Origin of the sequence: Streptomyces sp. NPDC019443, from assembly GCF_044389785.1 — a bacterium.
Taxonomy (GTDB): domain Bacteria; phylum Actinomycetota; class Actinomycetes; order Streptomycetales; family Streptomycetaceae; genus Streptomyces.
The window spans coordinates 1,010,385-1,029,953 of the sequence record NZ_JBIRYJ010000001.1 but is presented as its reverse complement, the minus strand read 5'-3'; the positions used below and the strand labels follow the sequence as shown (position 1 = coordinate 1,029,953).

Here is a 19,569-nt window from a genome sequence, read left to right as displayed (position 1 = left end):
GAGTAACCAAATGAGCAGAGCTCCGCTCGATGGGGCCTGTAAATCTCCTGTAAACCAGCTCAATTCCGGCCAACGATCTGTTCCTGTGCGGAGCTTCGTGGGATCGTACGCGGATGATTTCCGGGCCTGCGCAGAACTGCCTCGAAGGCAGGACAGCCCTGGTGACAGGGGCTTCCCGTGGCATCGGCTTCGCCATCGCCGGCGCACTGGCCGGGGCGGGGGCCGATGTGGTGGTCACCGCACGGGACCCGGATGGAGTAACGGCGGCTGTGGCCACGCTGCGGGACGCGGATGCGCGGGCGGCGGGCTGTGTCGGCAGCGTGGCCGACCCGTCCCATCTCGATCGCTGCACCGCCCTCGCCGTGCGGAAGTTCGGGCGGCTCGACATCCTGGTCAACAACGCCGCTACGAACGCGCCCTACGGTCCGCTGATGGAGGCCGATCCCGACCAGTGGCGCCACGCGTTCGCGGTGAATGTGGAGGCGGCGCTGCGGCTGGTGCAACTCGCCTGGCGGGCCTGGATGCGCGAGCACGGCGGCGCGGTGGTCAACATCTGCACCGAGGGCACACACGGGGTGGGCCCGCGGGTGGGCGCGTACGGCACGAGCAAAGTGGCGCTGCGGCACCTCACCCAGCAGCTCGCCGGCGAACTCGCCCCGGCGGTACGGGTGAACGCGGTCTCACCGGGTCTCGTACGCACCGAGATGGCACGCTTCGTCTGGGAGGGCGCCGAGCGGCGGATCGCCGACGGGCTGCCGCTGGGCCGGATCGGCGAGCCCGACGATGTGGCGCGGGCGGTGCTGTGGCTGGTCTCGGACGAGTCCGCGTGGGTGACCGGGGCCGATCTGCTGGTGGACGGTGGTACGAGGGTGCGCGCGGCGGCGGGCACGGGCTCGTACGCCGTCCATGACCAGCTGCGGGCTACCAGTTCGCCGGAGCGTAGTCCTTGAGGAAGCAGCCGTAGAGGTCCTCGCCGCCCTCGCCGCGCACGATCGGGTCGTAGACGCGGGCGGCGCCGTCGACCAGGTCGAGCGGAGCGTGGAAGCCCTCGTCGGCGAGGCGCATCTTGTCGGGGTGCGGGCGCTCGTCGGTGATCCAGCCGGTGTCGACGGCGGTCATCAAAATGCCGTCGGACTCGAACATCTCCTGAGCGCTGGTGCGGGTGAGCATGTTCAGCGCGGCCTTGGCCATGTTGGTGTGCGGGTGGCCCGCGCCCTTGTAGCCGCGGCTGAAGACGCCCTCCATGGCGGAGACGTTCACCACGTAGGTGCGCTTGGCCTCGGCCCCGGCCATGGCCGGGCGGAGCCGGCTGATCAGGATGAACGGCGCGGTGGAGTTGCACAGCTGCACTTCGAGCAGCTCGACCGGGTCGACCTCGGAGACGGTCTGGATCCAGCTGTTGGTGTCGTGCAGATCGGGGACCAGGCCGCCGGCGTCGATCGCGGTGCCCGCCGCGATGCGCTCCAGGGATGCCGAGCCGGAGATCAGCGCGAGGCCGGTCACGTCCTGGGCGGTGAGGCCCTCCCCGGCGGCTGACGGCAGCGCGGCGACGGTGTCCACGGCGCCGCTGCCGAAGGTGCCTATGACCTGGGCGGGCGGCAGCTCGCCCGCGGGCAGCGGGGCGGACTCCGCGGCGACCAGTTCGCTGTACGCCTGCGGGGAGCGGCGTACGGTCTGCGCGGCATTGTTGATCAGGATGTCCAGCGGGCCCGCTGCGGCCACCGAGTCGGCGAGGGCGACGACCTGCGCGGGGTCGCGCAGATCGATGCCGACGATCTTGAGGCGGTGGATCCACTCGTCGCTGTCCGGCATCGCCTTGAAGCGGCGGATCGCGTCGTTCGGGAAGCGGGTGGTGATGGTGGTGTGGGCGCCGTCGCGCAGCAGTCGCAGCGCGATGTACATCCCGATCTTGGCCCGGCCCCCGGTGAGCAGGGCGCGCTTGCCGGTCAGGTCCGTGCGGGCGTCGCGGCGGGCCCGGTTCTCGGCGGCGCACCCCTGACAGAGCTGGTGGTAGAAGGCGTCGACCTCGACATAGCGGGTCTTGCAGATGTAGCAGGACCGAGGGCGCTGGAGTATCCCCGCGATCTCGCCGGTGACGGACGAGGACGGCAGCAGGCCCTCCGTCTCGTCGTCGATCCGCTCGGCGGAGCCGGTGGCGGTGGCCTCGGTGACCGACTTGTCGTGAGCGGTCTTGGCGGCCCGGCGCTCCTGGCGGCGGCGCTGCTTCACGGTGCGGTAGATGCCGGCGGTGGCGCGCCGTACCGTGATCGCGTCGGGGTGGTCGACGTCCAGCTTGTCGAGTTCGTCGAGCACGCTGAGGCAGACGGCCAGGCGCTCCGGGTCGATGCCCGGGCCGTACACCGGGCTGTCCTCTGTCACCGTCATTGCCTTGCCGTTCCTCGATCACTCGCGCGCTGTGGGTTTCAAAAGCGCAACTTTACTGAGCAAAAGGGTGACGACAAAATCCCGTGACCGGGAGCTTCGCCCCCGGACCCCCAGGGAGAGGGTCCTGAGGCGAAGTCCCCGGCTGCTCCCACACCGGCCTCACGCAAACAGACCGGTCAGCCACTTCTGCCAGGCGTCCTCGTTCTTCCCCGCGTCCGCGTCACCCGCGAAGTCGTGCACGCTGACGCCGACCGGCGCACCGAAGTGGTTGCGGCCGAAGATCCGGTACATCGCCTCGTCTGTGCGCAGCCCGATGAAATACGCGTTGCGGTAGTCCAGGACCGCGTCCACCGGTCCGGCTCCCGGCACCTCGATCCGTACCGTCGCGCCCTGGGCGGCGTCGTCCGCCAGCCCGAGTCCGCGGCTGACGACTTCGAGGCCACCCGGGGCATTGGAGGCGGCGGGGGCGTCCAGCGTCGCGAACGTGGCGGCCCGGCCTGTGAAGTGCTTGAGGTACTGCCGCAGGGTGTGCAGATAGAAGTCGGTGTGCTTGTTGGCGCCGTCGTACTGGTTGTCCCAGTCCTCGACGAGGATGCCGCTGTGCACATAGCGCACCCATGAGCCGCCGCCCTCGCGCGGCTCGATGACATGCTCGAGCTGGTTGAAGGTCTGCTGGGGCACGCCCTCCGCGTTCTCGGTACGGCCGGTGAGGCGGTGTGGCGGGTCCCATGCGGTGACGGTGCCGCCGAAGGGGGCCGCACCGCCCTCCTTGGGCTCGTACTCCATGGGCCACAGCCAACCCGCCGTGCCGTTGGTGATCGCGTCCCAGACCTGCTCGGGGCTCGCGTCGACCTCGAACTCGCGGACGATCTCGAATTCCTTGGACATGGTGACTCCTGATACTCAGGCGCTCTGCGGCGCGTGGATGATGTTCATGCCGTCCTGCTGCTTCACTCTCATGACGCCTCCTCGATGGCAGGCGGGGTTTTCACGGTGGGGTGGAGAGCCACGACGATGCGGTGCTCGCGGCCACCCGGGGCACTCTCGTCGTGGTACCTGGCGATCAGGGCGCCGACGCCCTGGGTCAGCTCCTCCACGAACGCGGCCCGGTCGGCGGCGGAGGCGAAACGCACCTCGCCGTCGAGCGCGTACGTCGCAAGGCGCTTGCGGGCCTTGGCGGCGCCGGTGATCAGGGTGCCGACGTCGCGCACCAGCCGCGCGGCGACGGCGAGCAGCCAGCGCGCGGAGAGCTGGTCGCGGAAGCGGGCCGGGTCGGGCTGCACCGCGGCCAGAGCAAGCGGGGAGATGACGTACGAGGCCGCGGTGGCCCGCATCAGCCGCTCGGTGACATTGCCCTTCCTGCGCTCGCCGGCCAGCTCGACCAGGCCGTGCCGCTCCAGCGCCTTGAGGTGGTAGTTCACCTTCTGGCGGGGCAGCCCGACCCGGCCGGCCAGCATGGCGGCCGACGCCGGTCCGCCGGCGAGCTCGGCGAGCAGCCGGGAACGCATGGGGTCCAGCGAGACGGCGGCAGCCGCCGAGTCCTCGATCACGGTCACGTCCAACATGTCTCCACCGTCCCACCGAAAACTTTTCTTGTCCAGACTCATTTCATTGTCGGAGGGGGGTCTGGCCGAATCCTGCGAGTAACGCGGAAGAATTTTCATTGGTCCAGACCCTTGACGGTCGCGCCCCGTCCAGGAGTGTCTTCGCGCTCCCTTGACCTGTGCGTCCGGCGTCGGGGCGAGGCGGGACGGACGCCCAACGGCGTGTCAGAGACGGTGATCGGCGACGCACTCGATCAGAGACATTGCATCCGTTTCGCGCCAGGTTTCACAATGCCCACACAGATTCCCCAAATTACGCCCCACTATGTGATCCGACAGAGAGCGGGACACGCGGGGCGTCCTACACGCGCCGACCACCGCTGGGGGGGCAAGGGCATGCCGGACTTCGGTCCGGCATGCCCTTCCGGGGAGGAACCGAACACATGAGGCGCAGCGTCCGCACGGCTGCCTTGTCCACTACGAGCGCACTTCTGCTCGCGTTCGCCGCACCGGCTGCACAAGCAGCAGCGGCACCGGCGCCACGTATCGATCTGAGAGTCCTGGTGGTGGACGACGGGGGCCCTGCCACCGCCGCCATCACCGCCGAACTCGACGGCTCGGGAACGCCGTACACCCTGCTCGAACTGCATCGGGCGGACCGTCCCGTGATCGACGCGGGCTTCCTCGCCGACACCGTGGGCGGGCGGCCGCGAGCCAAGTACCAGGCCGTGGTGCTGCCCAACGACAACCCCTTCGGGGCCGGCTCGGCGGAGATGGCAGCTCTCGCCTCGTACGAGAAGAGCTTCGCGATCCCGCAGGTCGACGCCTACACCTACGCACGCCCCGAAGTGGGCCTGGACTACCCCGTCAACGGCGGTTACAGCGGCTCGCTCGACGGCGCGCGGGCCGAGGTGACCGCCGCCGGCAAGGCGGGCCCCTTCGGCTATCTCGACGGGTCCGTACCCTTCGAGGACAACTCACCTTCCGTGGGCGAGAGTTACGCGCATATTGCGAAGCCCGCCGCGGGCGCCGACTTCACCAGCTACGTGGACGCGCCACTGCCCGGCTCGCAGCAGCGCGGTTCGATCGTCGGCGAGTACCGCCACGACGGCCGCCGCGAGCTCGTCGTGACCTTTGTCTACAACCAGTACCAGCAGCAGTTCCGGCTGCTCGCGCGCGGCATCGTGAACTGGCTGACGCAGGGAGTCCAGATCGGCGCGGCCCGCAACTACTTCGCCGTCCATGTCGACGATGTATTCGGCGCCGACGACCGCTGGGACGGCGTCCTCAACTGCACCCCCGGCGACGTGGACTGCGCGCCGGGACAGGGCGAGCCGGACCCGATCCGGATGACGGCCGCCGACGCGCAGTACGCGGCGCAGTGGTCCGCCTCCAAGGGCTTCACCCTCGACATGGTCTACAACGGCGGGGGCAGCGAGCTGTTCAAGGAGGAGCACGGCGGCAGCGACCCGCTCGCGCAGCAGCTGACCGCCGACAAGGACGCCTACCGATGGGTGAACCACACCTACAACCACCCCTTCCTCGGCTGCGTCCAGGACGTCACCGTCGTCCCCTGGGTGTGCGCCAAGAACGCGGACGGGAGTACGAAGTACGTCAGCCGCTCCGCGATCTCCGCCCAGATCGGGGACAACCGCTCCTGGGCCCAGCGGGCCGGATTCCCTCTGCACAGCGACGAGTTGGTCACCGGTGAGCATTCCGGGCTGCGGATCCTGCCGCAGCAGCCGGACGACAATCCGAACCTCGCGCCCGCGCTCGCCGACAACGCCGTCGCCTGGCTCGGCTCCGACAACTCGCGCGACCGAGCCCAGCGCCGGGTCGGCTCCGCCCTGACCGTGCCCCGCTTCCCGATGAACGTCTTCTACAACGCGGGCCGCACCGCCGAGCAGATCGACGAGTACAACTGGATCTACACCCGCTCGGCGGACGGTGGCAGCGGCATCTGCGAGACCGCGGCCAACTCCACCTGCCTGGCAGAGCCGCTGGACACCGCGACCGGGTACGCGGACTACGTGGTGCCGCTCGAGGCCCGCATCGGACTCGGCCACGCCCTCGCCAACGACCCGCGGCCGCACTTCATCCACCAGTCCAACCTGGCCGAGGACCGTATCGCCTACCCCGTGCTGAACCGCGTCCTCGACGACTACGCGGCCCTGTACGCGGACAGCACCCCGCTGGTGAATCTGCGCCAGCGCGACATCGGCGCCGAACTGCGCGACCGTGCCGCCTGGAACACCGCCGTCAAGTCGGGCCGGGTGACCGCCTACCGCATCGGCGACGCCGTCACCGTGCAGGCCCCCAGCGGCGTCCGGGTCACCGCGACCATGCCGGCCGGCACCCGGCAGAACCTGCTCCTCGGCACCGACGACTTCGGCAGCCCATACGCCGGCGCGGTCTCCGGATGGGTCGGCCCGGGGCTGCTCCAGGACCGGGTCACGCTCACCCTGCCCACCGCGGCGCCGACGGCGGCCCGCACCGCGAAGGCCTCGCCGGTCCAGGCGTCCGCGCCGCGGCTGCCGCTGCCCGTGGGCGTGCGCCAGCGGGTCCCGTACGGCGTGACCGGCTGACGCCTCGCCACACGCGGTCCCGGGGCCAGTCCCCCCGGGACCGCGCGCTCGACGCGCCGCCGCCCGCCCTTCGGGCGAGGCGCCCCCTTCCCTTCTCGCATCCAGGGGAGCAGTTCCAGATGGCCGAGTCCTTATGCGCGCCGCGGTCCGGCGCGCCTCTGGTCACCCTCCTCACCGAAGGCACCTATCCGCACAGCCATGGCGGCGTGAGCGTGTGGTGCGACCAACTTGTCGGCGGAATGCCTGACTTCGACTTCCACGTCATCGCGGTGACCGGCACCGGCCGGGAGTCCCTCGCCTGGGAGCTGCCCGCCCATGTCGCCGAGCCCGTCAGTGTCCCCATGTGGGGGCCCGACCCGGCCGGGGCCGCGCCGCGCGGACGCCGACTGCGGCGGCTGACTGAGACGTACGAAAGGTTTCTGACCTCGCTCCTCGACCCGGCGGCCGAGGCGCACTTCGGTCCCGCGCTGTACGAACTGGCCGGGGCGGCCCGGGACGGCGTACTCGCGCCCGCGCTGCGCACCGACCGGGCCGTGCGCATCCTGGCCGCCGTCTGGAACCGCCGCGACCTGCCGGTGTACGCGGCGCGGCCCACCCTGCACGATGCGCTCACCGCCACCGATCTGCTGGAACACGCGCTGCGGCCGCTCGCGGCCGCGCCGCCGGAGCGGGGCGTCGCGCACGCGGTCAGCGGCGGCATAGCCGTCCTGCCCGGTCTGGTCGGCCGACAACTCCACGGCGTACCGCTGCTGCTCACCGAGCACGGGGTGTATCTGCGCGAGCGGTATCTCGGCTACCGCACGGGCCCCTACCGCTGGCCCGTGAAGGCGCTGCTGCTCGGCTTCTTCAGGCTGCTCGCCGAGGAGACGTACCGCACGGCCGACCTGATCACTCCCGGCAATCGTTACAACCGGCTGTGGGAGGAGCGCGGCGGTGCGGACCCGGAGCTCATACGCACGGTCTACAACGGCGTCGACCCGGCGGCGTTCCCGCCCGCCGGGCCCGAACCGGACGTTCCCACGCTGAGCTGGGCCGGCCGCGTCGACCCGATAAAGGACCTGGAGACGCTGATCCGGGCCTTCGCGATCGTACGGAAGGACCTGCCGGACGCGCGGCTGCGGCTCTTCGGCGGCACCCCGCGCGGCGGCGAGGCCTACCGGGAGCGCTGCGAGGCGCTCGCCGCCGAGCTCGGGCACGCGGACGCCGTCACTTTCGAGGGGCGGGTCGACGACATACGGGACGCGTACGCGGCCGGCAATGTCGTGATGCTGTCCAGCATCAGCGAGGGCTTTCCATTCACGCTGATCGAGGCCATGTCCTGTGGGCGCGCCACCGTTTCCACCGACGTCGGAGGGGTACGCGAGGCCGTCGGCGACAGCGGTCTCGTGGTGCCGCCGCGGGAGCCGGAGGCAATGGCGCGCGCCGCGCTGGAGCTGCTGCGTGATCCGCGGCGGCGGGGCGCGATGGGCGAGGCGGCGCGGCTGCGGGTGATCGAGCAGTTCACGCTCCGGCAGACCGTCGACACCTTCCGCTCGATCTATCTCGAACTCGCCCTGGGCGCCCATGAGCCGGCGGCCTCGGCATGGCCCGCGGAGGTCCTCGCATGAGCGGCCCGTTACGCCTTCTGCCGGGCGACGGCGACAGCTTGCCTGTCATGCCCAGGCCACGCCTCCGGACGCGCTCACGGCCCAGCTGGGCCGAGGACCCGATCGACGAGCTCGCCGAGCGTCTGGTCGAGCAGGTCGCGAGCGCGGTCCATCCGTACGAGGTGGCCGCGCTGCTGGAGTCGGACGGCCTGACGGGTGAGCAGATAACCGAACGCTACGCGCGTCCGGACCTCTTCACGCTCGCCGAGGATCTGTACGCCCGCGTGCCGCGCCACTACCCGGAGCCGCCGCCCGCGCCCGACCCATGGCGGCCCGACCATCTGCGCTGTGCCCTGCGCGGTCTGGTCTTCGCCCTGCCCGGCCTTGCCTATGTGCTGGGCGCAGGGCTGTGGCACGGCACGGCGGACGTCTCCGGGCTCATCGTCTCCGCGCTCGCGGCCTGGGCGTGGAACCAGGCGCTCAGCCATCGCGCGTATCTGCGGCTTGCGGCCGAGGGGAAGGCCGCAGCCGGGCGGACCCTGCGCATCGGCGCGCCCGCCGGTGCGCTGGGGGCTGCGGTCACGGGTCTGCTCGTATCGGGTCCCGGTACGGGCGCGGCCTTCGCCGCCGGTCAGTCCTGCTATCTCGCGGCGGCGAGCGTCCTGCTGGTCCTCGGCCGCGAACGGGCCCTGCTGCTCACCCTGTTGCCCGTGGCCGCCGGTGCGGGAGGCGTGCTGATCCGGCAGGCCCCGGCACCACTCGCACTCGGGCTGCTGCTGGCGACGGTGACGCTCGCAGTCCTGGCCGCCGGTCACGCCGTACGCGACGCCGTGCGATCCGAGACCACGGCCGCGGGGGCCACGCCCAGGGTGCTGCGCTCCCTTCCGTACGGGCTGTTCGGCCTCGCCGCGGGCGTGCTCGCGGCGCTGGCCGGGGCGGACGACCCGCGCTCGGTCGTCGTCCTCACGCTCAGCATGGGCTTCGCCGAGTGGCTGCTGTACCGCTACCGCTCGCTCGCGCTGGCCGCGCTGCGGGCGAGCACCACCAGTCGCGGCTTCACGCTGCGCGCAGGGCGGGCCCTGGCGTACTGCCTCGGCGCGTATCTGGCGGTGCTCGGTCTCGGCTCGCTGGTCGCGGGGACCTGGCCCGCTCCCCTGCTCGGCCTCGGTGCCGTGCTCTGGACCGCGCTGCTGCTGCAGGCGTTCTCGCTGGCCTGGACATCGGCCGCCGTCACGCTCGCCGCCGCGGCCGCGGAAGCCACGGCCCACTTCGCCGGGCTGCCGCCCGGACCAGCCCAACTGATCTGTCGCACCGCGGCGGCGGCCGTCCTGGTCGCCGCGGCCTGCCGGCTGCTCGGCCGGCCCACCCCACACCGCTGACCACATCCCACCTCAACGCACCGTCCACGGACCACTCACCACCGTCCACCGACAGCTCACCACCGACCACCGACCACAGGAGCAACTGTCGTGACATCCAACGCGCTTGTCGCCGTCACCGGAGCCGAGGGCTTCATAGGATCACATCTGACCGAGGCCCTCGTCGCCGCCGGCTACCGGGTCCGCGCCATGGCCCAGTACAACTCCTTCTCCTCCTACGGATGGCTGGAGACGCTCTCGCCAGACACCCTCGACCAGGTCGAGATCGTCCTCGGCGACGTCCGTGACGCCGGCTCCGTGCATCAGCTCGCCGAGGGCGCCGAGGCCGTCTACCACCTCGCCGCACTGATCGCGATCCCGTACTCGTACCGGGCCCCGCACAGCTACGTGGACACCAATGTCACGGGCACCCTCAATGTGCTGGAGGTGGTGCGCAAACTGGGGATCCCGCGCATGGTGCACACCTCGACCAGCGAGACGTACGGCACCGCGCAGACGGTGCCGATCAACGAGGACCACCCCATCAACACCCAGTCCCCGTACGCCGCTTCGAAGGCCGGCGGGGACCGGCTCGCCGACAGCTACCACGCCAGCTTCGGCACTCCGGTCGTCACCCTGCGCCCGTTCAACACCTTCGGGCCGCGCCAGTCGATGCGGGCGGTCATCCCGACGGTCATCGGCCAGGTCGCGGCGGGCGAGCGGGTCATCACCCTCGGGGATCTGCGCCCCACCCGCGACTTCCTGTACGTCAAGGACACCGCCCGCGCCTTCCTCACCGTCGGCACCGCGCCCGCCGACGCCGTCGTCGGCCGCACCTTCAACGCCGGTACCGGCGGTGAGATCTCGGTGGGCGAACTCACCAGGCTGATCGGCAAGTTGATGGAGGCCGACCTTGATGTGCGCGAGGACGAGGAGCGCATCCGGCCGGCGGGTTCGGAGGTGATGCGGCTGGTCGCCGACGCGACGCGGCTGCGCGACGCCACCGGCTGGCAGCCCGAACACGACTTGGAGAACGGGCTCATACGCACCATCGAGTTCTTCCGCAACCCGGCGAATCTCGCCCGCTACAAGACCGGCATCTACAACATCTGAGCCACCGGACCTGACAGGGGAGTCCCCATGCACGCAGTGATACTCGCAGGAGGCAAGGGCGTCCGGCTTCGGCCGTACACCACCGCTTTACCCAAACCGCTGGTGCCGATCGGCGACCAGCACGCGATCCTGGAGATCGTGCTGCGCCAGCTGGCCGCCGCCGGCTTCGTCAGCTGCACCATCGCGATCGGCCATCTCGGCCACATCATCCGCGCCTACGTCGGCAACGGCTCGCAGTGGGGGCTGCGCGTCGGCTATTCCACCGAGGAGAGTCCGCTCGGCACCATGGGTCCGCTGCTCACCATGATGGACCGGCTGCCCGACGAGTTCCTCGTCATGAACGGGGACATCCTCACCGACCTCGACTACGGCGACGTCCTCAAGCAGCACCGGAATTCCGGCGCACCGCTCACCGTCGCCACATACGCGCGCACGGTCTCCATCGACTTCGGCGTGCTCACCACCGAGTCCGGCCGGGTCGTCGGCTTCGCCGAGAAGCCGAGCATGGACTACCGCGTCTCCATGGGCGTATACGGACTCACCCGCGAGACGCTCGCCGGCTATACGCCCGGTCTGCCGCTCGGCTTCGACGAACTGGTGCTCGATCTGCTCAAGGAGCAGAACCCGCCGCACGCCTACGAGTTCGACGGCTACTGGCTCGACATCGGCCGGCCCGACGACTACGACCGGGCGAACGCGGAATTCACCACGCACCGCGGCCTGCTGCTCAAGGGAGCGTGACGGTCCGTGCGCATCCTCCTCCTGGGCTCCACCGGATTCCTGGGCGGGCACACCGCCGAGCAGCTGCGCGCCCTGCCGGGCGTGCGGCTGCTCGTCGGCGGCCGGTCCGCGGACGCCGACGTACGGCTCGACCTCACCGCCACTCCCGGCGCCCTCGCGGACGCGCTGCTGGCGGCCCGGCCGTCCGTCGTCGTCAACTGCGCGGGCCTGGTGGCCGGCAGCGCCGTCCACCTCACCGACGTCAACGCACGCGGCCCGGCCGCGCTGTGCGAGGCCCTGGGCGACGCGGCACCCGACGCCCGGCTCGTCCACCTCGGCTCCGCCGCGGAGTACGGGCCGACCGCGCCCGGCGAGCCGGTCACCGAGGCTGCCGCGACCAGGCCACTGGGCCCTTACGGCGCCACCAAGCTGGCCGGCACGGTCGCCGTCGGCGCCTCCGGGCTCGACGCGGTCGTGCTGCGCGTCTTCAACCCGGTGGGCCCGGGAGCGCCTGCCGCGGGCCTGCCCGGGCGGCTCGCCGCCGAGCTGCGACGGGCCGCCGACGCAGACGACACGGTGCGGGTCGGCGACCTGTCAGCGCACCGCGACTTCGTCGACGTACGGGACGTGGCGGACGCGGTGGTGCGCGCCGCGACTGCCGAGGGTCCCCTGCCGCCGGTGCTCAACATCGGCAGTGGTGTGGCGACTTCGGTACGCGACCTGGCCCACGGTCTGGTCCGGACGGCCGGTTTCCGCGGCCGCCTGGAGGAGACCGGCACGGGGTCGGCGCGCTCGACGGCAGTCTCCTGGCAGTGCGCGGACATCACGTCGGCCGCGCGGGCTCTCGACTGGCGGCCGAGGCGCTCTTTGGTCGACTCGCTGTACGACCTTTGGGCGTGGCCGACGCCGGCGGGGGCGCCGCGATGAGGGGGCGGGCCGGCTCCGGCGAACCCGTGGCCTCCCCGTGAGCGGCGGACCGGCATGAGCATGCTCGTGCCCATGTACGTACACCCCGCCGTCGCCCCCGCCGCCTGGCAGGCCCTCGTCGCGTCCGCTCCCCTCCTCTACGGCGTGGTGCTCAACGTCGACGACGGTCCCGGCGCCGCGCCGGACCCCGCGTTCGTCGCCGCCGCCCGCGAACTGCGGGCGGCCGGCGTGCCGGTGCTCGGGTACGCGGACACCGACTACGGGCGGCGGCCGGCCCGCGAGGTCGCACGGGACTTCGAGCGGCATCGCGACTGGTACGGCACGGACGGGTTCTTCCTCGATCAGGTCGCCCCCGACGCGGCCGGGCTGCGTCACTACCGGCGGCTCACCCGGGCCGCCCGGTCGCGCGGCGGGCGGACCGTCGTCCTCAATCCGGGCGCCCACCCCACCCCCGGCTATGCCGCGCTCGGGGATCTGCTGATCACCTTCGAGGGCGACTGGGACAGCTACCGCGCCGCCCCGGTCGCCCCGACGTGGACCAAGGGCCTTCCGCCGAGCCGGTTCTGCCACCTGGTGTACGGGGTTCCCCGCGGGCTCTGCCGGCTCGCGGCCCGTACCGCGGAACTGCGCGGCGCCGCGGTGCACTGTGCCGTAACCGGTCACGGCCCCAATCCCTGGTCGGCTCTGCCACCCGCCCTCCGGAAGGACTCATGAACCGCACGACGTGTCTGCGGACCGCGATCCTCGCTCTTGCCCTCGCGATCCTCGCCGCGTGCTCGGGCCCGCCGCCGGACCCGTCGCCCCACCCGCGGCGCTGGCAGCCGAGGCCCGGAACCGCCTGGCAGTGGCAGCTCGACGGCCGGGTCGACGCCCGCGTCGACGTGCCCGTCTACGACATCGACGGATTCGAGAACGACGCCGCGACCGTCCGCCGGCTCCACCGGGAAGGCCGCAAGGTCATCTGCTATCTCAACGCGGGCGCGTGGGAATCCTTCCGCCCCGACCACGGGAACTTCCCCGCCTTGGTACTCGGCAGGGCCAACGGGTGGGAGGGCGAGCGCTGGCTGGACATCCGGCATCTCGACATCCTCCGCCCGCTGATGGCGAAACGCATGGACCTCTGCCGCGACCGTGGCTTCGACGCGGTGGAGCCCGATCTGCTGGACGGCTATCTCAACGACACCGGGTTCCGGCTGACCGCCGCCCACCAGCTCGCGTACAACCGCATGATCGCGCGTCTCGCCCATGATCGCGGCCTGTCGGTGGGACTGAAGAACGATCTGCCCCAAGTCAGGCAGCTGGTACGGGACTTCGACTTCGCCGTGAACGAGGAGTGCGCGGAGTTCGGGGAATGCGCGGCGCTGAAACCGTTCGTGCAGGCCGGGAAGGCGGTCTTCCATGTCGAATACGCGCTTGAGGTCGACAAGTTCTGCAAGCCGGCGCGCGCACTGGGGTTCAGCTCCATGCGCAAGAAGCTCAACCTGGGGGTGTGGCGGCAACCGTGCTGAGCCGGGAGGGCTCCCTCAGGACGCGGCGAGAACCGCCTGTACTGTCTTGCCGCCGCCGGGTCCGCCCCGTACGGCGAGGGTCTGCGCGAGCTCACGCACCATCACCATGCCCCGCCCGCACTCGTCCGTTTCCACCGGCGCGCACAGCCGCGGCGGAATCGGGCTGAGGTCCTCCACCTCGACGGTCACCAGCCCAGGATCGACGTGCAACCGCAGCCGGCAGCTGCTGCGGCCGTGCCGGGTGGCATTGGTGACCAGCTCGGAGACGACCAGGGTGGCATCCTCGACCTGGTCGCCGGAGACCTTCTCGCCGCAGCCCCGGGTGAGGAAGGCCGCCGTCAGATGCCGTGCCAAGCGGGCGGATGTCTCCGCCTGCGGCAGGACATACGTCGCGCGTGCGGCACGCCGACGCGAGCGCCTGTGCGCACGCATGTGCATCACTCCGTTCCGGTAGAGCGGCATAAATCAGCCAGAAATCGGCCGGGAAAGCCGACTGGGGCGGGCCGTCGGCGGTCCAGGCACAATGGCAGGCCCCTAACCCCTCTGTGATGCCCGTAGGCAGTGATCGGCAATCAGCCACGGGGGCTCCGGTCCGCCTGCGCAGCGGCGGACCGGAGCGGCCGGCCGGTCAGGAGCTCGCGCACTCCGTCGAAGCCGGGTCCGAGGCGTCTCGGATCAGGGCGTCGTGCGCCGCCTTGAGCCGCTTGACGTCGGGCTTCATGATCTTGCGGTCGTAGGTGAGCAGGCCGTTCAGCTCACCTTCCACATCGGTGATCTGGGTGTAGACGGCGCCGTTGCTCCCCTGGCAGGCCAGTCTGCGTACGTTGCCGAGCTGTGCCAGGTACTCGTCCGTGTACTTGGCCTGGTCGACGCCGACGTAGGTGTGCTGGACCGGCCAGGCGTGGCCAGGCACGGCGAGTCCGAGCCCGCCGTACTCACCGCTGACCAGCGCCCGTTTTCCGTCTGCCGCGGGGATCTGCGGGCTCGGATAGCCGTGCGCGTCGGCGATGTCACCGTTGCCTCCGTCGACGGCTCCGCAGCAGTTGACGCCGCTCATGTTGTTGACCAGCCGGGTCGGGTCCCATGCCTTGGCCTGATCGGCGATCCTCGCCTGGTCGTACTGGCCCCAGCCCTCGTTGAAGGTGACCCACATGACCACTGACGGGCTGCTCGAATGCTGGTCGATCATCTCCTTCAGCTCGCGTTCGTACTGGGCGCGCGAGGCGGCGTTCGGGTTGATGGTGTTCATCGCCGGCATGTCCTGCCAGACCAGCAGTCCGAGCCGGTCGGCCCAGTAGAACCAGCGGTCGGGCTCGACCTTGATGTGCTTGCGCACGGAGTTGAAGCCGAGCTTCTTGTGCATCTTGAGGTCGTACGCCAGCGCCTCGTCGGTCGGCGCCGTGTGCAGCCCGTCCGGCCAGAAGCCCTGGTCAAGGGTGGCCATCAGAAAGATCGGCTTGCCGTTGAGCACCGTGCGCGGCACGCCGTTCACCTTCTCGACGGCGATGGTGCGCATGCCGAAGTAGCTGCTTACCCGGTCGGAGCCGGTCTTCACCTCGAGCCGGTACAGATGCGGATCATCGGCGGACCACAGATGCGGGTCCGGGACGGGTATCGCCAGCGGTGAGCCGGTGGTGCCGGTGGCGGTGCCGACCTTGCGATTGCCGTCGTACGCGGTGGCCGTGACCGGCACTGAGGCCCGCACCCCGCGCACCTCCACCGCCAGCTTCTCGCCCGCGACGTCGGGGGTGAGCTTCAGCGAGTCGGCGTGATCGGCAGCGACCGGCTCCATCCAGACGGTCTGCCAGATGCCGGACGAGGGGGTGTACCAAATGCCGCTCGGGTCGAGGCGCTGCTTGCCGATGGGCGGGTTCTCGCCGTCCCTGGAGTCCGTCGGATCGTAGACGCCGACGATCAGCTCCTGGGCGCGGCCGGGCTTCAGCGCGTCGGTGACATCCACGCTGAACCGGTCGTAGCCGCCCTTGTGCTCGGTGACCTTGACGCCGTTGACGTACACCTCGGACTGCCAGTCGACGGCGTCGAAGTTGAGCTTGAGGCGCTTGCCGTCGCCGACGCGCCAGCTGTCCGGGACGGTGAAGGTACGGCGGTACCACATGCGGTCCTCGTGCCGCTCGATGCCGGAGAGCTGCGACTCCACCGGGTAGGGCACGAGGATCCGCTCGCCCAGGGTCTTGCCGACCGGCGGCCGCTCCCCCGCTTCTGCGGCGGCGAACTGCCACTGCCCGTTGAGACTGCGCCAGGCGTCGCGGGTCAGCTGCGGGCGCGGGTATTCGGGGTGGGCGTTGCCCGGACCGACGTCCTTGGCCCAGGGAGTACGCAGCTGGTACTCGGACTTGTTGGGCCCGCTGCTCCAGAACCGGCCGACCGCTGTGCCGTTCTCGGCGCTCAGGCCGCCCTTTCCGTCGTAGCGCAGGTCGGCGATGCCGCCGCCGTTGCCGTCCTTCTTGCCGACGACGGGCTCTTCGAGTGCGACGAGGAGGCGACGCGGGTCGGCCGGGTCTCGTGTGACGGCGCCGAGCGGCCACTTCGCGCCGCCGATGACCGCCTCGAAGTGCGCGGCGAGCCCGGCGGGCGGCGCGGCGAGCTTCTGTACGAAGTCCAGCCGCAGGCTGCGGCCGTCGGCGAGGACGGTGGCGCCGATCGCTCCGTCGTACGCGTAACCGTCGGGCAGGCGGAAGGCCGAGGAGGGCACGGGCACCTTGGCGCCGCCGGGCTCGGTCCAGTTGAGGTGCAGGTTCGAGCCGCCGTAGTGCTCGAAGTACTCCACCTTGATGTCGTACGCGCGTCCCGCGGTGAGGTCGACGGGCGGCGCGGTCTGTTCCCTGTCCCAGTCGTCGACCCAGTGGTCGATGGTGAGCCGGCCGTCGACCCACAGCCTGAATCCGTTGTCGCCGATCATCGAGAAGGTGTGGGCGCCGGTGCGGGTGGGAACGACCTTCCCGGTCCAGCGGACGCTGACGTCGTCGGCGCGTCCGGTGGCGGCGCTGAGGCGGGGTTCGAGGTTGCCGAAGTCTATGGACGGATCGAAGCCGGTGGCCTTGAGCTCGGCGAAGTCGAAGGCCCCGGGAGCGGACTGGGTGTAGTACTCACCCTTCAGGCCATGTGCTTCGACCGGCTCGTCCGCGGTGCTGGACGCCAGCGCCGACGGAGCGGACACGGCCGGTACGACGGTGAGTCCGGCAATCCCCAAGGCGGCTGCGAGAAGCAGGGCCAGCTTTCTGTGAATGCGCACAAATCCTCCTTGCCAGTGAGGGTGGCGGCTCGCTGCGACGCTCTGTACAACGTTGGAAGGAACGGCAGTTGGCATAAGAGCACAGGGTTCCGCTTGGCGTCCAGGGTCATGACAAGACAGGGGTGGAGGGCTTATACATCGTTGTACAAGCGGGCCAGGGCCGGAGGGAAACAGGCGTGAAGGTGAGTCTCAAGGACGTCGCGGAGCATGCGGGGGTCTCGATCAAGACCGTCTCGAACGTGGTGAACAACTATCAGCACGTCACGCCGGCCATGCGCGCCCGGGTCCAGCTGGCCATCGACGAACTCGGCTACCGGCCCAACCTGACGGCCCGCCACCTGCGCAAGGGGCGCACCGGAATCATCGCGCTCGCCGTGCCCGAGCTGGGCAATCCGTACTTCGCCGAGCTGGCCGGCGCGGTGATCGACGTGGCTGCCGAGCACGAGTACACCGTGCTGCTCGACCACACCGGAGGCCGCCGCGAACAGGAGGTGCTGGTCAGCCAGGGCTTCAGGGCGCGGGTCATCGACGGCCTGATTCTCAGCCCCATCGAGCTGGAGCCGGAGGACCTGCGCCGGCGCGGCGACGACGCCCCGCTGGTGCTGCTCGGAGAGCGAGAATACGACCTGCCGTACGACCACATCGCGATCGACAACGTCGCCGCGGCCCGGACGGCGGTGCGGCATCTGCTGGACCTTGGCCGCACCCGGATCGCCTTCCTCGGCGCGCGCACCGACCGGGTCAACCAGCCCGCCCAACTGAGGCTGCGCGGCTGGCGCGAGGAGCTTGCGGAGGCGGGGCTACCGGCCCCGGACTCGCTGGTCGCACCGACAGCCGGCTGGGACCACGCGGCCGGGGCGGTGGCGATGGCCGGGCTGCTGGAGTCCGGGGAGCGGCCCGACGCGGTCTTCGCGTACAACGACCTCATCGCCATCGGCGCGATGCGGGTGCTGTCCGAGCAGGGTCTGCGAGTGCCCGAGGACGTCGCGGTGGTGGGCTTCGACGACATCACCGAGGGGCGGTACGGAGCCGTCACCCTGACCACGATCTCGCCGGACAAGCAGACGATCGCGCGGCTCGCCGTGCAGTCGGTCGTGGGGCGGCTGCTGGGCACGACGGATTCGGCCCAGGCGCGTGAAGCACGCGAAATCCGCCCTGATTTCAGCCTGGTTGAACGTGAGAGCACGCGGGGCAGGCTCTGACGCGAAGGGTTTACAGGCTTCGTACAACGATGTAAGAACTCCTCCGAACGACTGCGCCGGCGGTCGTGGCGATCGCCCGGACCTGGCTCGGGAGGCGCCGGCGCATGCTGTGAGCTCCGGCCACCCTCCGTCGCGCCAGGTCCCGGTGCCTCAGAGCACCGGCTGTCCCTTGCCCAGCGCGATGACGCCGTTCTTGGAGACGGTGTAGAGCTCCTGGTCCCGCCCGGGGTTGACGCCGATCGTCGCGCCGGGCGGGACGTCCACGTTCTTGTCGAGGATCGAGCCGCGCACCACCGCGCCGCGGCCTATGCGCACGTTGTCGTGGAGGACCGAACCCTGCACGACAGCACCCTCCGCCACGGTCACGCCCGGCGAGAGGACTGACCGGGTGACCTGGCCGCGGACGACGCAGCCGGGGCTGATGATGGACTCGCTCGCGATGCCCGCGCCGATGAATCGAGCCGGCGGCAGCTGGCCGGAGTGGGTGTAGAGGGGCCAGCGGCGGTTGTCGAGGTCGAAGACCGGCCGGTCCGGAATCAGATCCATATGGGCTTCGTAGTACGTGTCGATCGTCCCCACATCACGCCAGTAACCGTGCTCCCGCGCACTCTCGCCGGGCACATGGTTCTCATTGAAGTCATAGAGCTGCGCCACACCCTGTTCGGTGAGCATCGGCAGGATCGAGCCGCCCATGTCATGGACGGAGTGCTCGTCCTCCGCGTCCCGGTGGAGTGCGTCGACGAGGACCTTGGTGGTGAAGAGGTAGTTGCCCATGGAGGCGAAGACCCGGTCGGGGTCGCCGGGCAGTCCGGGCGGGTCGGTGGGCTTCTCCAGGAACCGCTCGACCCGGGTGCCGTCGGAGGCGGGGGTGATGATCCCGAACGCCGACGCCTCGGCACGCGGCACCTTGATCCCCGCGACGGTGACGCCCGCGTCGTTCTCGATATGGCGCCGCAGCATCTGCCGCGGGTCCATCCGGTACACATGGTCGGCGCCGAACACCGCGATGTAGTCGGGCTGTTCGTCGTTCACGAGGTTGAGGGACTGCAGGATCGCGTCCGCGCTGCCCAGATACCAGCGCCGGCCCAGCCGCTGCTGGGCCGGGACGGGGGTGACGTAGTTGCCGAGCAGACTCGACATCCGCCAGGTGGTGGTGACATGGCGGTCCAGCGAGTGCGACTTGTACTGCGTGAGCACGCAGATACGCAGGATGTCGCCGTTGACCAGGCTGGAGAGCACGAAGTCGACAAGGCGATACATGCCGCCGAAGGTCACCGCAGGCTTGGCGCGGTCGGCGGTGAGCGGCATCAGCCGCTTGCCCTCCCCGCCGGCCAGTACGATCCCCAGCACCGAAGGTCCACCGCGCATCGCCGCCCCTTCCACGCCCA

16 protein-coding genes are annotated in these 19,569 nt (G+C 70.6%); 10 read left to right on the top strand and 6 right to left on the bottom strand.

Annotated elements, in window-relative coordinates:
* The first annotated feature begins 113 nt into the window (after positions 1 to 113).
* Complete coding sequence (locus tag ACH492_RS04675; RefSeq protein ID WP_398982687.1) at positions 114 to 950, top strand: SDR family oxidoreductase; 837 nt, start codon at positions 114 to 116, stop codon at positions 948 to 950.
* Here the strand turns inward: ACH492_RS04675 and ACH492_RS04670 are convergent.
* From ACH492_RS04670 to ACH492_RS04660, 3 genes are all read right to left on the bottom strand, one after another.
* Positions 922 to 2,385 (bottom strand): SDR family NAD(P)-dependent oxidoreductase, encoded by a 1,464-nt coding sequence (locus tag ACH492_RS04670; RefSeq protein WP_398982685.1) that lies wholly within the window; start codon positions 2,383 to 2,385, stop codon positions 922 to 924. The two genes, ACH492_RS04675 and ACH492_RS04670, sit on opposite strands and share 29 nt — an antisense overlap.
* Before the next feature lie 159 nt (positions 2,386 to 2,544).
* Positions 2,545 to 3,273: an SRPBCC domain-containing protein gene (locus ACH492_RS04665; RefSeq protein WP_398982683.1), complete on the bottom strand. Its 729-nt coding sequence runs from the start codon at positions 3,271 to 3,273 to the stop codon at positions 2,545 to 2,547.
* 68 nt (positions 3,274 to 3,341) lie between these two features.
* On the bottom strand, positions 3,342 to 3,950 hold the full coding sequence (locus tag ACH492_RS04660; RefSeq protein WP_398982681.1) for an ArsR/SmtB family transcription factor: 609 nt from the start codon (positions 3,948 to 3,950) through the stop codon (positions 3,342 to 3,344).
* Positions 3,951 to 4,372: 422 nt separating this feature from the next.
* Here ACH492_RS04660 and ACH492_RS04655 point away from each other — a divergent pair, with 422 nt between their 5' ends.
* The 8 genes from ACH492_RS04655 to ACH492_RS04620 all read left to right on the top strand — a co-directional run bounded on the left by ACH492_RS04655 (position 4,373) and on the right by ACH492_RS04620 (position 13,726).
* Complete coding sequence (locus tag ACH492_RS04655) at positions 4,373 to 6,514, top strand: hypothetical protein (protein ID WP_398982679.1); 2,142 nt, start codon at positions 4,373 to 4,375, stop codon at positions 6,512 to 6,514.
* Positions 6,515 to 6,633: 119 nt separating this feature from the next.
* Entirely contained in the window at positions 6,634 to 8,121 is a 1,488-nt protein-coding gene (gene pelF, locus ACH492_RS04650; protein WP_398982677.1) for a GT4 family glycosyltransferase PelF, read from the top strand.
* Positions 8,122 to 8,168: 47 nt separating this feature from the next.
* Positions 8,169 to 9,479: a hypothetical protein gene (locus ACH492_RS04645; RefSeq protein WP_398982675.1), complete on the top strand. Its 1,311-nt coding sequence runs from the start codon at positions 8,169 to 8,171 to the stop codon at positions 9,477 to 9,479.
* A 90-nt stretch (positions 9,480 to 9,569) separates the two neighbouring features.
* Positions 9,570 to 10,571 (top strand): SDR family NAD(P)-dependent oxidoreductase, encoded by a 1,002-nt coding sequence (locus tag ACH492_RS04640; RefSeq protein ID WP_398982673.1) that lies wholly within the window; start codon positions 9,570 to 9,572, stop codon positions 10,569 to 10,571.
* A gap of 27 nt (positions 10,572 to 10,598) precedes the next feature.
* Positions 10,599 to 11,312, top strand: a complete 714-nt coding sequence (locus ACH492_RS04635; RefSeq protein ID WP_398982671.1) for an NDP-sugar synthase — start codon at positions 10,599 to 10,601, stop codon at positions 11,310 to 11,312.
* Positions 11,313 to 11,318: 6 nt separating this feature from the next.
* Positions 11,319 to 12,218: an NAD-dependent epimerase/dehydratase family protein gene (locus ACH492_RS04630; protein ID WP_398982669.1), complete on the top strand. Its 900-nt coding sequence runs from the start codon at positions 11,319 to 11,321 to the stop codon at positions 12,216 to 12,218.
* Between the two features lie 54 nt (positions 12,219 to 12,272).
* Positions 12,273 to 12,932: a spherulation-specific family 4 protein gene (locus ACH492_RS04625; RefSeq protein WP_398982667.1), complete on the top strand. Its 660-nt coding sequence runs from the start codon at positions 12,273 to 12,275 to the stop codon at positions 12,930 to 12,932.
* The gene (locus ACH492_RS04620) at positions 12,929 to 13,726 is read left to right on the top strand and encodes an endo alpha-1,4 polygalactosaminidase (protein WP_398982665.1); all 798 of its coding nucleotides are present in this window, start codon (positions 12,929 to 12,931) and stop codon (positions 13,724 to 13,726) included. Before ACH492_RS04625 ends, ACH492_RS04620 begins: the two co-directional genes overlap by 4 nt.
* Before the next feature lie 15 nt (positions 13,727 to 13,741).
* Here ACH492_RS04620 and ACH492_RS04615 read toward each other — a convergent pair whose 3' ends face one another.
* On the bottom strand, positions 13,742 to 14,158 hold the full coding sequence (locus ACH492_RS04615; RefSeq protein ID WP_398982663.1) for an ATP-binding protein: 417 nt from the start codon (positions 14,156 to 14,158) through the stop codon (positions 13,742 to 13,744).
* 196 nt (positions 14,159 to 14,354) lie between these two features.
* Positions 14,355 to 17,054 carry a PA14 domain-containing protein gene (locus ACH492_RS04610; RefSeq protein WP_398982661.1) on the bottom strand — a complete coding sequence of 900 codons (2,700 nt, stop codon included), beginning with the start codon at positions 17,052 to 17,054 and terminating at the stop codon, positions 14,355 to 14,357.
* Between the two features lie 101 nt (positions 17,055 to 17,155).
* Between ACH492_RS04610 and ACH492_RS04605 the strand changes: the two genes are divergently transcribed.
* On the top strand, positions 17,156 to 18,181 hold the full coding sequence (locus ACH492_RS04605) for a LacI family DNA-binding transcriptional regulator (RefSeq protein WP_398982659.1): 1,026 nt from the start codon (positions 17,156 to 17,158) through the stop codon (positions 18,179 to 18,181).
* A gap of 150 nt (positions 18,182 to 18,331) precedes the next feature.
* Here the strand turns inward: ACH492_RS04605 and glgC are convergent, their stop codons facing one another.
* Positions 18,332 to 19,549 carry a glucose-1-phosphate adenylyltransferase gene (gene glgC / locus ACH492_RS04600; RefSeq protein WP_398982657.1) on the bottom strand — a complete coding sequence of 406 codons (1,218 nt, stop codon included), beginning with the start codon at positions 19,547 to 19,549 and terminating at the stop codon, positions 18,332 to 18,334.
* Positions 19,550 to 19,569: the final 20 nt, after the last annotated feature.